The organism is uncultured Winogradskyella sp. (assembly GCF_947496485.1).
GTDB lineage: Bacteria > Bacteroidota > Bacteroidia > Flavobacteriales > Flavobacteriaceae > Winogradskyella.
Genome location: NZ_CANMCZ010000001.1, coordinates 1,142,746 through 1,158,270, shown reverse-complemented (window position 1 = coordinate 1,158,270; position 15,525 = coordinate 1,142,746). Strand labels below are relative to the sequence as shown.

11 protein-coding genes are annotated in these 15,525 nt (G+C 31.9%); 8 read left to right on the top strand and 3 right to left on the bottom strand.

Annotation, left to right across the window (positions count from 1 at the left end; all coding sequences use genetic code 11):
* Window positions 1-9 precede the first annotated feature (9 nt).
* The 5 genes from Q0822_RS04885 to Q0822_RS04865 all read left to right on the top strand — a co-directional run bounded on the left by Q0822_RS04885 (window position 10) and on the right by Q0822_RS04865 (window position 9,614).
* Window positions 10-1,617, top strand: a complete 1,608-nt coding sequence (locus Q0822_RS04885) for a DUF1501 domain-containing protein (protein WP_299120870.1) — start codon at window positions 10-12, stop codon at window positions 1,615-1,617.
* A 99-nt stretch (window positions 1,618-1,716) separates the two neighbouring features.
* Window positions 1,717-3,786: a methionine--tRNA ligase gene (gene metG, locus Q0822_RS04880; RefSeq protein WP_299120868.1), complete on the top strand. Its 2,070-nt coding sequence runs from the start codon at window positions 1,717-1,719 to the stop codon at window positions 3,784-3,786.
* An 84-nt stretch (window positions 3,787-3,870) separates the two neighbouring features.
* Entirely contained in the window at window positions 3,871-6,237 is a 2,367-nt protein-coding gene (locus Q0822_RS04875; RefSeq protein ID WP_299120866.1) for a hypothetical protein, read from the top strand.
* A gap of 50 nt (window positions 6,238-6,287) precedes the next feature.
* Window positions 6,288-8,687: a hypothetical protein gene (locus Q0822_RS04870; protein ID WP_299120864.1), complete on the top strand. Its 2,400-nt coding sequence runs from the start codon at window positions 6,288-6,290 to the stop codon at window positions 8,685-8,687.
* 24 nt (window positions 8,688-8,711) lie between these two features.
* The gene (locus Q0822_RS04865) at window positions 8,712-9,614 is read left to right on the top strand and encodes a histone deacetylase (protein ID WP_299120862.1); all 903 of its coding nucleotides are present in this window, start codon (window positions 8,712-8,714) and stop codon (window positions 9,612-9,614) included.
* A gap of 2 nt (window positions 9,615-9,616) precedes the next feature.
* Here Q0822_RS04865 and Q0822_RS04860 read toward each other — a convergent pair whose 3' ends face one another.
* Genes Q0822_RS04860 through Q0822_RS04850 form a run of 3 tightly spaced genes read right to left on the bottom strand, consistent with a single transcriptional unit; the run spans window position 9,617 to window position 13,364 of the window.
* Window positions 9,617-11,851, bottom strand: a complete 2,235-nt coding sequence (locus tag Q0822_RS04860; RefSeq protein WP_299120858.1) for a TonB-dependent receptor plug domain-containing protein — start codon at window positions 11,849-11,851, stop codon at window positions 9,617-9,619.
* Window positions 11,852-11,882: 31 nt separating this feature from the next.
* Window positions 11,883-12,791, bottom strand: coding sequence for a FecR family protein (locus Q0822_RS04855; RefSeq protein ID WP_299120854.1), 909 nt, complete (start codon window positions 12,789-12,791; stop codon window positions 11,883-11,885).
* Window positions 12,792-12,839: 48 nt separating this feature from the next.
* Window positions 12,840-13,364 carry an RNA polymerase sigma factor gene (locus Q0822_RS04850; protein WP_299120848.1) on the bottom strand — a complete coding sequence of 175 codons (525 nt, stop codon included), beginning with the start codon at window positions 13,362-13,364 and terminating at the stop codon, window positions 12,840-12,842.
* Window positions 13,365-13,471: 107 nt separating this feature from the next.
* Here Q0822_RS04850 and Q0822_RS04845 point away from each other — a divergent pair, with 107 nt between their 5' ends.
* From Q0822_RS04845 to Q0822_RS04835, 3 genes are all read left to right on the top strand, one after another.
* On the top strand, window positions 13,472-14,542 hold the full coding sequence (locus Q0822_RS04845) for a hypothetical protein (RefSeq protein WP_299120845.1): 1,071 nt from the start codon (window positions 13,472-13,474) through the stop codon (window positions 14,540-14,542).
* Between the two features lie 22 nt (window positions 14,543-14,564).
* The gene (locus Q0822_RS04840) at window positions 14,565-15,050 is read left to right on the top strand and encodes a hypothetical protein (RefSeq protein WP_299120842.1); all 486 of its coding nucleotides are present in this window, start codon (window positions 14,565-14,567) and stop codon (window positions 15,048-15,050) included.
* A 93-nt stretch (window positions 15,051-15,143) separates the two neighbouring features.
* Window positions 15,144-15,524: a hypothetical protein gene (locus Q0822_RS04835; protein WP_299120839.1), complete on the top strand. Its 381-nt coding sequence runs from the start codon at window positions 15,144-15,146 to the stop codon at window positions 15,522-15,524.
* Window position 15,525 lies beyond the last annotated feature (1 nt).

The following is a 15,525-nucleotide window of genomic DNA, read 5'->3' as shown; positions in this document are numbered from 1 at the left end:
CCTACTGCTATGTGTGATCATAATTCAAATGAAGATAAAAAATTTGGCACTAGTGCTCACGACCAAGAGCACAAAAAATGGAACCGACGATCCTTCTTACAAGCTTTAGGTTTATCTGGAGCAGGTACGATGATGCTTGGAGGAATGCCACTATCAGCATCAAGCAATTCTAAATTAGCAGCTGCTATTAGTAATTCTGAAAGCGATCGTGTTCTTGTAATAATTAGATTAAAAGGAGGTAATGATGGACTTAATACAATTGTACCTATTTACGATTATGATACCTACGCCATACAGCGACCATCGATTAAGCATAATTTGAATGAAATTACCCCTTTAACTCCAGATTTTGGTATTCCAAATTATATGAATGATTTACTTAATCTCTGGGATAATGGTGCTATGAAAGTGGTACATGGAGTAGGTTATGAAAACCCTAGTCAATCACATTTTGCAGGTTCAGATGTTTGGGCGTCAACAGATCCAACGAACACAACACAATCTGGTTGGTTAGGTCGTCATTTTGAAGAATTATATCCTGAATATTTACTAAATCCGCCAGTTATTCCTGCTGCTGTTCAAATAGGCAGTATTGGAAATTTAATTTTTGATGGTGCATCAAATAATTATGCGTTTTCTGTTGCTAATCCAGACCAACTTGTATCTATTGCCCAAAACGGAACTGTACATGATATGTCTAGTTTTCCTGAATGTATTTATGGCGAGCAGTTAGAGTTTATGCGAGGCACAACAAATACCACCTATCAATATGCAGGAACCATACATGATGCTTACACACAAGGCACTAATAGTTTCAGCTATATGGATTCAGATTTGGGTCAGCAATTATCTATTGTAGCAAAATTGATTAAAGGAAATTTAGGTACTAAAGTATACATGGTAAGCTTAGATGGTTTTGATACACATGCTAACCAAGTGGACGACCATAGAGATTTGATGATAGATTTATCTAACTCTATAAAAACATTTTACGAAGATTTGGCACAAGCAGGTTTTGACGATAAGGTATTATCAATGACCATTAGTGAATTTGGTCGTCGTATTTACGAAAATGGTTCTAATGGAACAGACCATGGGAAAGCCGCTCCATTAATGCTATTTGGCCCAGCAATACAGGGCAACGGCTTTATAAGTCAACATCCAGACCTTACAAATAACGATGGTGAAGGAAATTTAGATTACACGCAAGATTTTAGAGAAATCTACGCTAGTATAATGCAAGAATGGCTTTGTATAGATAGTGATTTAGTAGATGAAGCCTTACTTAATACAACCCATGCCAGAATTGATCTTGGTTTTAATTGTAGTACACTCGGTGTTGAAGACTTTAACAAAAATAGATTTAAGCATTATGTGCTTTATACAGACAATGATTCTGTATTAAAAATAAAAAATCCATATACTCAACATACAGTCATAAAACTATATGATATTATGGGTAGAGATATTGCGACACTTAAAAATGAAATGCTATTTGCAGGTGAGCATAGTATTAATATAAAAAATGCGGTATCCACAAAACTAAATGTGGGTCAGTACATCTACAGAATTTCAGTAGGAAACCAAAATTTTAGTAAGTCGTTGATAATAAGATAATAATTATAAAGAATATTGAGAATAAGGCCTTTAGTTTCACTAGAGGTCTTTTGGTTTTATTACTACAAGTAAAATCGCTAATTTTGCGCTTCAATTAAAATGAACATCATGTCGAAAAGATATACTATAACTGCAGCATTACCTTATACCAACGGTCCAATACATATTGGTCATTTGGCTGGTGTATATGTGCCTGCAGATATTTATTCTCGTTATTTAAGATTAACAGGTAATGATGTTGCTTTTATTTGCGGAAGTGATGAACATGGAGTGCCAATTACAATAAAGGCAAAGAAAGAAGGAGTTACACCACAAGACATCGTCGATAAATACCATGCAATTATCAAAAAATCTTTTGAAGAGTTTGGTATTTCTTTTGATAATTACTCGCGTACTTCGGCTAAAATCCATCATGATACAGCTCAAGAGTTTTTTAAGACACTCTACAACAAAAATGAGTTTGTAGAAGAAGTTACAGAGCAGCTTTACGACGCTGAAGCCAATCAGTTTTTAGCTGATCGTTTTGTAATAGGAACTTGCCCTAAATGTGGAAATGAAGAAGCTTATGGTGATCAGTGCGAAAACTGTGGAAGCAGCCTTAACGCTACAGATTTAATAAACCCGAAATCGGCTATAACAGGAAATGTACCAACTTTAAAAGAAACCAAACATTGGTTTTTACCTTTAAACAAGCATGAGGATTTTCTCAGAGAATGGATTTTAAAGGGGCATAAAAAAGACTGGAAACCCAATGTTTACGGTCAAGTAAAATCTTGGATAGATGATGGTCTGCGACCAAGAGCAGTAACTAGAGATTTAGATTGGGGAATTCCGGTACCTGCAGAAGGAGGTGAAGGTAAAGTGCTTTATGTTTGGTTTGATGCTCCAATTGGTTACATTTCTTCAACCAAAGAATGGGCTGCAAGAGAAGGCAAAAATTGGGAAGATTATTGGAAGGATGAAAACACAAAACTAGTTCACTTTATAGGTAAGGATAATATTGTATTTCACTGTATTATTTTTCCATCGATGTTAAAGGCTGAAGGTTCTTATATTTTACCAGAAAATGTACCTGCAAACGAGTTTTTAAACTTAGAAAATAATAAACTCTCAACCTCAAAAAATTGGGCAGTTTGGTTACCAGACTATTTAATGGATTTCCCTAACCAACAAGATGTATTGCGTTATGCGTTAACGGCAAATGCACCAGAAACTAAGGATAACGATTTTACATGGAAAGATTTCCAAGCGAGAAACAATAATGAACTCGTTGCCATTTTTGGAAACTTTATTAATCGTGTTGTGGTGCTAACCAACAAATATTATAATGGTATTGTGCCAACTCCATCAAACTATAAACCTATAGATGAAGAAACCTTAGCCACTGTAAAAGCCTATCCAGCTGTTATTTCTAGTTCTATAGAGCGTTACCGTTTTAGAGAAGCAAGCCAAGAGCTTATAAATTTGGCGCGACTAGGTAATAAATACTTAGCTGACGAAGAGCCATGGAAAACTATTAAAACAGATGAAGAACGCACTAAAACAGTAATGTTTGTGGCATTACAAATTGCTTCTGCACTAGCTGTTTTATCCGAGCCTTTTTTACCGTTTACATCTCATAAACTAAAGGCAATTCTTTGTCATTCTGAACTTGATTCAGAATCTAATTGGGAAGATATATCAACGAAAGAAATTCTACTTCTTGCAGAACATAAAATAGGAAAAGGGGAACTACTATTCTCTAAAATTGAGGATTCTCAAATCGAAGCACAATTAGCAAAGCTTGAAGCCAGTAAAAAAGCTAACGAAGTTGCAAATAAAGTTGTTGAACCTCAAAAAGAAGAAATCACTTTTGATGATTTCACAAAACTAGATATTAGAGTTGGTACTATTTTAGAAGCAGAAAAAATGCCAAAAACAAAAAAGCTATTGGTTTTAAAAGTAGATACTGGTATTGACACTAGGACTATCGTTTCTGGTATTGCAGAAAGCTTTAAGCCAGAAGACGTTATTGGTAAACGTGTTACAGTTTTAGTGAATTTAGCACCTAGAAAACTTCGTGGTGTAGAAAGCCAAGGGATGATTTTAATGACCGAGGATGAAGCAGGTAATTTGGTGTTTGTTAATCCTGACAAGGATGAAGTTTCTAATGGTTTAACCATCAGTTAAAGGCTGAAACAATACTTAATAATGCATTAAAGTCGTTTTACTTTGGAGTGATTTTTGATATATTCATGTACAAAATCAGCTATTATGAAATCACACTATTCTACCTTATCCCTGTATTTCATTTTATGTATTTCTTTTAGTTTTCTTAATGCTCAAGAAGAATCAGATTTAATTAACATTTTTGATGATTATATTGATGCACCAAGAGAATTAGTTTATCTACATCTTAATAAGTCAACTTACATTAAAGGTGAATCAATTGGTTTTACAGCCTATGTTTTAGATAAGAAAACTAAAAAAACATCTTTATTGACTACAAATCTATACGTGAGTGTTGAAGACGAAAACAAAAACATTATTAAGAAAAAACTCATCCGTATTGATAATGGAGTCGCTTCAAACATATTTACTATTGATTCTCTCTTTAGTTCTGGTTATTATAACATTAAGGCTTACACAAATTGGATGCGGAATTTTGAGGAACAGAACTATTTTATTGAATCCATTAGGGTCATTGACCCAGAAAAAGAAAGGGTTATAGTCAATGAAATTGCAAAAAATAACATAGATGCACAGTTTCTTCCTGAAGGTGGGCACCTAATCCACGGTGTTATTAATAAAATAGGTGTAGTAATTAAAGATGTAAAGGGCTATGGTTTACCATCTGCCGATGGTACTGTAACTGACCAGAACAATGATCTTATTACAACCTTTAAGGTGAATAAATTGGGTATCGGCAATTTCCCGCTTTTGGCAGAGTTAGGTAAACAGTATAAGGTGAAAATTAGCCACCTAAACAAAGACTATCTTTTTCCAATTAACCATAAAATTGAAGAGATTGGAGTTTCAATTTCTGTAGCAAACCATAAAAACAGAGCCGTTGTAGCATTAAAAACAAATCTAGAAAGCATAGCGCTTATTAATGATAAAAAATATACTTTAAGTTTACATAATGGTGCTGAGATTAAGACTTTTGATGTATCTTTTAAGAATAATCCAGAGCTCATAAAATCGTTTGACCTAGCGACTCTTCCTGCAGGTATTAATGTTATAACTCTGTTTAATGAAAACAACAAACCTATCGCAGAGCGCTTGTTTTTTAACTTTAATGGATTAGATATAATTAAATCTGAAGAGATTTCAGTCAGCAAAATAAAAGACTCACTAAGCTTTAAGCTAAATTTCAATAAAATTGATAAAGAGACCTTCAACAACTTAAGTATTTCTATATTGCCTAAAGGGACACAATCTCACAAAAGGCATCATAATATCCTGTCGTACACTTTTCTTCAACCCTACCTTAATGGCAACATTGAGCAAGCCAGATATTATTTTACAGATATCACCGATAGAAAAAAATTAGAACTAGATAATTTACTCCTTACCCAAGGGTGGAGTAGTTATGAGTGGGACAATATTTTTAAATCAAAGACAAATTTACCATTCGAATTTGAACAAGGCATTAAGCTCAAAGTAAATACTAATGAAGATAACGCTACCTTAGAAACTACCTATATGATATATTCAAAAGATAAGAAAGAACCTTTTTTCTTTGAAATTGAAAAGACAGACCTAGATTATTTTTATATAGATAATTTTTTCCCACTTGAATCTGATGGTATATATCTATCAAAATTTGAGAAAGAAAATATTTTTCCCACCAAATTATACATACAGGCGATGCCAAATAGAATTCCTTACTTAAATACATCTCATAATATATTGAAGCCAAAAATGTATTACAGTTTACAAACCCACTTAAGTACAGATATATCTTCATTTAAAAAACTAAGAGATGTGCAGCAATTAGATGAGGTAGTTGTGAATGCTGAATTTTCAGAGAAAGAACTAAGAATTGCAGAATTAAAGAAAAAAGTTAGAGGAGATATTACCATTATTGACGATAAGGAAATTAAACACCATATGTATCTCTCTAATTTTTTATCAGTGAATGGTTTTAAAGCTTTTGAGCTAGAGAAAGAAAGCATAATGATTGTTACAAATAAATTTGCAAGAAATCCACCACCACTATTATATTTAGACGGGTTCCTTGCTGATAGTCGTGATCTATATAGACTTAACTTAAAATATATTGATTATATCTCTATAGATAGAATGAGTAATATGCCAAATCGCTATTTGGGTATCATTAGAATTCAATTATACCCTGGATCGAGAACAGAGGATGACAGAACTAAAAAACAAGAGTTTATTTTTCCATTAACGTTTTCTACTAAAAAAAAGTTCTATGTACCTAAGTATCAATATTACGATGATGACTTCTATATAGGTTTTGGAACTGTAGATTGGAAACCAGAATTATCAATAGATAATCAAAATAGTATTTACTTTAATATAGAACAGCAAGAAGTACCTGTCACCTTATTTATAGAAGGTATTGCAAATGATGGATCGTTTATTTTTGAAGAAAAGCCTATTACATTGAATTAATATTTTAGACTAATTATCTTAATTTTTGGTATCTTAAACAAAAAAAATTTATGAAACTACCCTACAAAATATCCATGCGTTATCGGTATCTGTTATTGTTTATGTGCTTTGGTTTTCTTGGAGCACAAGAGGAATCCATAGATGTCATTGATAAGTATGAAGATTATACCACTTCGCCGAGAGAAACGGTCTATTTACACCTCAATAAATCTACCTATATTAAAGGTGAATCTATTGGTTTCACAGCTTATGTCTTGGATAAAAAAGATAAAAGACTATCCTTACTAACGACTAATCTTTACGTTAGTATTGAAGATGAAAATAAAAATATTATTAAGAAAAAACTGATCCGTGTTATTAACGGAGTAGCTTCAAATATATTTACAGTTGATTCTCTCTTTAATTCAGGTTTTTACAATATCAAAGCCTTCACCAATTGGATGCGAAATTTTGATGAGCACAATTATTATTCTGAATCTATACGCGTCATTGATCCTGAGGCTGAAAAGTATATAGAAAAACCTATAGTAGATAACACCATTGACGCTCAATTTCTTCCAGAGAGTGGTCATCTACTTCATGGTGTTTTAAATAAAGTTGGTGTAGTAATAAAAGATAGCCAAGGTTTTGGTCTACCAAACACCAAAGGAGAAGTTATAGGTAAAGACAACGACATATTAACCACATTTATAACCAATGAATTAGGTATTGGTTCATTTTCTTTAATGGCTGATGTAAGTGATAATTATAAGGTTAAAATAAATCATGCTAACGAAGATTTTAATTTTTCAATTGGTCACAATATCAAAAAAAATGGTGTTATCCTCTCTGTAAAACGACTTAAGACAAAACTATTTGCCTCAGTTACTACTAATCCTGAAACCTTAGATGTTATAAAAAATAAACGTTACACATTAATGATACACAATGGTAGTAATTATGATGTATTAGATATTTATTTTACCGATAATACAGTTGTTACCAAAGTAATTGAAGATAATAGTATACCTAGTGGTATTAATATTTTAACCTTATTCAATGAGAATGAAATACCAGTTGCTGAACGTCTATTCTTTAATTATGAAGGCATTGATATCATTAAGACTAACGGAGTTTCAGCTTCTGATTATGTGGACTCGCTAAGGGTTAAGTTACGTTTTAAAGCAATAAACCCTGAGGCTTTCAACAATATTAGTATTTCTGTTTTACCACAGGAAACAGTATCATATAATAGACATCACAATCTATTATCTCAAACAATGCTACAACCTTATATTAAAGGTAGGATTGAAAATGGAAGCTATTATTTTGATAATATTGATGACAAAAAACGTTTTGATTTAGATAATTTACTCGTAACTCAAGGTTGGAGTAGTTACGACTGGAACAATATGTTTCTCCCAGATGAATTTCCTTATTCGTTTGAACAAGGCATTGAATTAAAAGCTAATGTGAATAATCAAAAATATTTAAATGACATTTATTTACTGCATCATTCTGGTAGTAACCCACCACAATATAAACAGACTTCAGACGGTAATAAAAGCATAATTTTTGATAGTACATTTCCGGTTGATAACACTGAAATCTACATCTCTAGAATAAATGCTGATGATAATCTAAAACCTGCACAACTGTATTTGCGCACCTTCCCTAACACAATTCCTAGACTAGAAACTAAAAATAATCCATTGCTTCCTAAACCTGAATATAACATTAGTGAAAACCTTCGTGTAAGCCAACCTTCCAATTTTGCAATAAATAAAGTACAAGCTTTAGATGAAGTTGTTGTAGAATCTAGTGTAGATAAAGAAATGGTGAGAGCTAGAAAATTAAGTAATCATACATCTAGTACTATGAAGGTACCTTCTGAAAACGATAAGTTAACTTTTTTGTATTTAGAAGATTACTTAAGGGCCAATAGAATAGGTGTAGCTTTAGATTCCGAGTCTGGAGATGTTATTTTCTCAAATGGTCGTGGCCCTGGCGGTAGTGTTCTTGGTGGAGGGCCAATGTTAGTCTATTTTGATGGGGCACTTCTTGCTGGTACGAGCTTTCTTGATAAATTTCCTTTAGCAAATATAGATTATGTTGAAATTGATAGAGTTGGTTTTGGAGGAGGAGCTAGAGGCGCAAATGGCATATTGAGGATATATTCTACAACAAAGAGTATGTTTAGCTCAGTTAACAAGGCTACGGCTCAAAGTTATAAGATACCTTTAACCTTTAGTAAGAATAAAAGGTTTTATGCACCAAAATATCAATATTATAACGATGATTTCTTTAAAGGTTATGGCACCATAGATTGGAAGCCAGAATTAGCCGTTGATAGTCAGGGCAATGTAACTTTTAAAATTTTAAAACCGCAAGTACCAATAACTTTATTCATTGAAGGTGTAGCAAATGATGGCTCGTTTATTTTTGAAGAGAAAACGATATCACTAAATTAGAGGTTTAAGAGCCTATAATTATTTATGCTAAAAATAGCATTTCACCCTATTTACAAACACCCACTTCCTGAGGGACATCGTTTTCCAATGGAAAAATACGATTTGTTGCCTCAGCAATTGCTCTATGAAGGCACATGTACAGATAGTAGTTTTTTTGAACCCACTAAGCCAAACGACAAGTATATATTAGCAGTTCATGAGCCTAATTATTATTATGACTTAGTAAATATTACTTTAGATCAAAGAGCAGCTCGTAAAATTGGTTTTCCGCTCAGTGAAGTTTTGGTTCAGCGTGAAGTCATTATAGCTAATGGCACCATAAGAGCTAGTGAATTTGCACTAAAATATGGTGTTGCTATGAATATTGCTGGTGGTACTCACCATGCTTATACCAATCGAGGAGAGGCTTTTTGCTTGCTAAATGATCAAGCTATAGGTGCTCGATATCTTCAGAACAAAGGTTTGATTAAAAAAGTTTTGATTGTAGACTTAGATGTACATCAAGGTAATGGCACTGCAGAGATTTTTCAAAATGACCATTCAGTATTTACTTTTTCTATGCACGGAAAAAGCAACTACCCATTTAAAAAAGAAAAGAGTGATTTAGATATCGCCTTAGAAAATGATGCGGATGATGCAACTTATTTAAATCTACTTTATAATAACTTACCTAAGCTTATTAAAACTGAACAACCAGATTTTATCTATTATCTAAGTGGAGTAGATGTTATTGCCTCGGACAAATTAGGTAAACTAGGCATGACAGTTGAGGGTTGTAAAGCTAGAGACCGTTTTGTGTTAGAGCAATGCAAAAAGTACAAAATCCCTGTAATGTGCAGTATGGGTGGAGGTTATTCGCCAGATATAAAAACCATCGTAGACGCGCACGCTAATACCTTTAGATTAGCACAAGAAATTTTCTTTTAATTTTAAAAATTCACCCTAAATATTACATTGGGTGTTATACGTAAAGATCTCTGATTAATTTCGTTAACAGAGTTGTCACTTAATCTATAGAAATTATTAATAATATTTTCTTTATCTAAAAGATTCCAAACTGATACACCAAAATTAGCCTTAGTTGTTTTACTTAATTTAAAGTCATATAAGGCAGACACATCAACTCTAAAATAATCTTGTAGTTGCTCAGCATTGGTAGCGTTATAATTAATGTTACCATTAATAATTTCATTGCCAGATTGCGGACTGGTTTGAGGTCTGCCAGAATTCCAATTAAGCCCAAGAGAAAGTTTTAAATGTTCTGAAGTGTAATTTGTTCCAAAAGTTAAAGCATGCGTTATATCAAAATTACTCGGAAAGATCTGTTCTGGTAATGATTCAAAACTATAATTATTACTCATATAAGAATAGCTTAACCATGTATTAAAATTCCTTAACTGCTTTCTAACGATAAAGTCAATACCTTTAATTTCATAGGCTCCATCAGTTTTAATAAACTCGTATTGGTTTTGAAATCCTTGACTTTGAGTTGTAATGCCTTTAATTTTTTTATAATAGCCCTCTGCACTTAGAAGCCACCCACTTTTGTTAAAAGATAAACCAAGGGAACCTTGACGACTTAGTATTACAGGAATGTCACCATCATTAGACAATTGCCATCTTCGTTTTTCTATACCTAAAAAATCATTTTGAAAATTTATAACCTGAGACGTATTTTGATGTTTAAACTCGCCTAATAATTCAACAGAAAAATGCTGTAGGAATTTATGAGTAAGACTTAATCTTGGTTCCAGAATGTGTTTCTCAAACTTTCCTATATAATTGTATCTTAAGCCAGAACTAAGATTTGTATTTCTATCCTTAGATTTAAAATTAACTTGAGAAAATACACCGTGAGTTCTAACCACTTCAGATACTAATAACCTAAAAAGTGGATTATCTACATCGTCTAAATTTGAAACTTTCGTTTCTACAAAATGATAGCCGCTCAGTAGTTGTATTTTATCATTAATATTAAGCTTGGCTTTTAGTTTTAAACTGGTTTCAGAGACTTTATTCTCTTGGAGAAAACGTTGGGCATCTAAAATATTGGCATTATTAGATCTTAATTTATAATCGGTTTCATAACCTTCAAAAATGGTTTGCCATTTACCATTCCAAATTTTAGAATAATAAATTGCACCTGCTATACTATTTTGTTGTAAACTACTCTTTCTAGATTCCTCAACAGTGTTTTCTGTAAAGACCAATTCGTTTGCAGTGTTTATAAAATTAATCCTTAATTCTTCCTTATCATTAATTTTATAAATCCAACGTAAGGACGCATCATAAAAATCGAATTTCTTATCTGAATTGGCAATATTCATTGTATTGTTTTCAACTTCTGAGTCTTGTGAGATACGCTCAAAATAATTATTGTAAGTTGGTGTCTCAGTAAAATCACTAATAGACTTTCGGGCAGCTACTTGTAACGATGATTTGTCGCTCAACGGTACATCTACAAAACCGTTTGCATCAATAAAATTTATGCCTAAACTACCTTTAAATTCATCATTAATCTCTTTCTCAGTTTCCATTGAAATAGTGCCAGAAACTCCGTCTGTAAATTCTGTGCTAGAGCCATTTTTTGTTAAAGCAACGCGTTGAGTAATCTGAGGATTGAACATAGAAATAAGACCAAAAAAATGACCAGATTGATACATTTTGATATTATCCCACAGGATGAGGTTTTGGTCGTGAGACCCACCTCTTATATTAATATTAGAAACTGTTTCGTCAATACTTTGAATACCAGGAAATGCTTGAACGGCTTGTAAAACATCTGTATCAATTAATCCTGGTAATATATCGAAATCTGAAATATCTATCTCAAAAGAACCATTGCTCAATTTATTAATTCCTTTTACGATGTATCCAGAAACCAAAACCTCAGATAGTTTTTGAAGTTTTAAATTAGTGGCTTTAGAAACTATTAAAACCACATTATCATTGGCTAAGATAAATTCAAAATCTGTTTGACTTTCTAGATATGTTAATGTGTTTTCTAAAGAAAAATCCTTAGAAGGAGGTATAATTTCTGTTTCAGAAATGGCATCTTCAGCATAATTAAACCTGATACTAAATTGTGTTTCTAATGCACTTAAAATTTCAGAGAGAGGTATTTTTTTTTGAATCTCTTGTCCGGAAGATTCAAGAGAAAACATAAAGCTTAAAAGTAGTATAAAAATGTACCGCTTAATCTGTTTGGCCATGAATTAGTACTTGGTTGGGTGAACTAATTTCAAAAGTTAAATTCATTGGTTTTGTTATAGATGTTAAGGCATTTTCAATATTATCATTTACAAATACACCTGAAAATAGTCGAGATGTATCAGCGTTTTGAAATGCAATTTCAATATTATATTGACGCTGCAGTTCTTCGAAAACATCTTTTAGTGGAATGGACTTAAAACTGCTTTTGTTGTTAGTCCATTGTGGCTCTAATTCAACCGTTTTATATTGAATAAACTTTTTGTTCAAGATACGATAAATTTCGCCAGCTAATAATTGCCTCACAATCGTATCTGAACTTACTTTTACTATACCTTCAAAACAAGTGACTTCAAAATAATCGTTACGTGTTTTTACATTAAATTCTGTACCAACCACAGTAACTGTTCCATTTTTTGTGACAACATCAAATGTTTTTCCTTTTGCTACTTTGAAGTACGCTTCGCCATCTAAGTTTACACGTCTTTTAGTGCTCCAATTATTAGAATCATAGTTTATTTTAGAGTCTGCATTTAAAGTTACTTGCGATAAATCAGGTAAACTAAAAGTCGTTTTTTCACTTACTAAAGCGCGCTCTTCTACTAGATTTTTGTTAAATACTGTAAAATAAAGACCAAAAGATACCAGCAATATTGCGGCTATCCCCAATAAAGGCTTTATCCAAGTGAATTGATTCATTGAGGATTTATTATTGTATGTCGCTTTAAATGTTTCAAAATCGACAGCTTTAGAAAACTCAGAAGCTTTAAAATGCTGAGCTTTGTCTATAATATTTTGATTTATTGCATAGTCAGGTTGCTTACTAAATACCTCTTTTTCGGTATCTGTAAGCTCATCATTTAACCATTTTTTTAATAAATCGTCTTCAATCATAAATTATATCCTCCAGTTATATAACAACTTAAGTTTAATTTCTCCTTATTATTTTATTTTAAAGCCTTCAAGTTCTTTTTTTAAGGTATTAAAGGCAGTGTATATTCGATACTCAACTACTTTTTGAGTTACTCCTAAAAATTCAGCGATTTCACTGTGCTTTTTCCCCTCAACTTTGTTCAATAAAAAGGCGACACGTTGTTCTTCTTTTAAACCAGAGAGTGCCTTGTTATATGCATTTAAATATTCTTGTTCTTCTAAAACAAACTCTGGAGTCTCATTGGTGTAATGCTTGGGTTTTGTTTTTGTATGATTTAAAACAACTTTTTGATGTTTTATTTCATTGAGCGTCATATTATTTGCAACAGTAAACAGAAAAGATTTTGCTTTGGCAAATGTTACTTTTTTACAATTATCCCATAATTTTATAAATGCATCTTGTGCTTTATCTCTGGGGTTAAATTGAGCCCCATATTTGTAATATAAAAAATCGTGTACATCATCTATGTACTTGTTATATATACGTTCAAAAGTTGTTGGTTCGCAGATATTTTCACTTAAGTCCTTCGGCAATATTTTATGTTTTTGATAAAGATATTGAAATAATTTTTACAATGTTTCAGTAGTTTTTAAAACTCAGTTGTTATATATTAAATGGCAATAAATAAATTATAGCTTATATGGTTTTTAGAGCGTCAATAATAATACTTTTTTTAATAGGTCTAATTTTTACATCATGTAGAACGGAAGAAACAGAATTTATTCAAGCTCCCGAAGATGAAACTTTGGTTGCTAATTCCAATATTGCACTGCTAATACAACGAACAGCATCTAATGATGGCTCTAATGACAATATTGTGGATAGAGCTAACTGTTTTGATATCACTTTTCCGTATACGGTTAATGCTAATAATCAAGAACTAACACTCAATTCTTATGAAGACTTAGCCACTATAGAATGTATTTTTGACCAATCTGATGATGACACGGATTCTTTAGAAATTATATTTCCTGTAACTATAATATTAGCAGACTTTTCTGAAGTTATAGTAACCAACCTCACAGAATTTAATAGTTATTCAAATAATTGTAATGGTGAAAATGTATTTGATGAGGACATTGAATGTGTAGACTTTCAATATCCCATAGAAGCCTCAATTTTTAATTCTAATAATGAGTTACTAGACACCATAAATATAAATAGCGATAACCAACTTTATGACTTTGTTGAAGATATAGATGAAAATGATATTATAACTATTGAATTTCCTATTACTGTAATTCTTTCAGACAATTCTGAAATTATCATTAACAATCTCAATGAATTAGAAACTACAATAGAAAATGCAGAAAACACATGTGATGAAGATGATGATTATGATTATGATGACGACGATTGCGATAATTGTACACCTACACAAGTAGAAGAGATACTCACAAACTGTAATAATTGGGAAGTTGATAAACTAAAACGAAATGGTGCTGATTACGATGATGTTTATAATGGGTATGATTTCAATTTCTTTACTGATGGTACAATGTCAGTGTATTGGAATTCCACAACTGTTTATGGTACATGGACCACTAGTGGTTCTGGAAATAATTTAGAGGTTTTAATTGATGTCCCAAGTCTACCTTTATGTAATAATAATTGGATAGTCCATGAAATTGAAAATTGTACAGACGAAACAAAAATTGATTTGAGAGTAGGCGATGATGACCGCTTACGCTACGAAAATAATTGTAACTAATGTTTAATTTATATATTGTATTATGAAAAAAGAATTTTTTTATGGTTTCATTATGATGTTAAGCTTTTCATTAATGTCAACTACGTGTTCCTCAGATGACGATGGAGGTAGTTTTAACGATAATTCTCAAGAAATTGCTGAAATTGAAAATGCTGTAGAATTAGGTTCTTGGATAATTACGAGTTATATAGACTCTGGTGATAATGAAACTAATGATTTTACTGGTTATAGCTTCACTTTTGAAGCTAATGGTACTTTAACTGCTACTAACGGAACGACCACTTACTCTGGGACGTGGTCTGTAACTGATGATAGTAGCAGTAGTGATGATAGCAACAGTAATGATGATATTGATTTTAATATTTCATTTCCTGTTCCAGAAAGTAATGTTTTTGAAGATTTAAATGACGATTGGGATATTGTTTCTCATAGTGATACTGTTCTTAGCCTAATTGATGTAAGCGGAGGAAATGGTGGAACCGATACTTTAGTATTTGAAAAGAATTAAATCAGAAAGAAAATTTGATTAATAGTAAAAAATGGCTTCTTGTTTTGAAGCTTGAAGCCATTTTTGTTTGAAAAACTTTAAATATAAATGCTCATGCTTAAAAAAATTATCATTTTTGGTGTTATAATTATTTTGGTAATTGTTGGCTACAATTATGTATATCAAGATCATAGAAATATTGAGAATGAAAAAGCAGAGTTTTCTTTGAAGAGCTCTGAAATAGCAACGAAGTTTTTGGAAAATTCAACTGAAGCCGAAAAATTGTTTTTAAATAAAACAATTGAAATTTCTGGCACTATTTCAGAGATAAATTCTAATGACCTTACAATAGATGATAAGGTCTTTTGTCAATTTTTAAATGATATGAAAGAAACTATTGAGGTTAACTCCAAAGTAAAAGTAAAAGGTCGTGTCATAGGATATGACGATTTATTAGAGCAAGTTAAATTAGATCAATGTGCAATAATCAAATAAC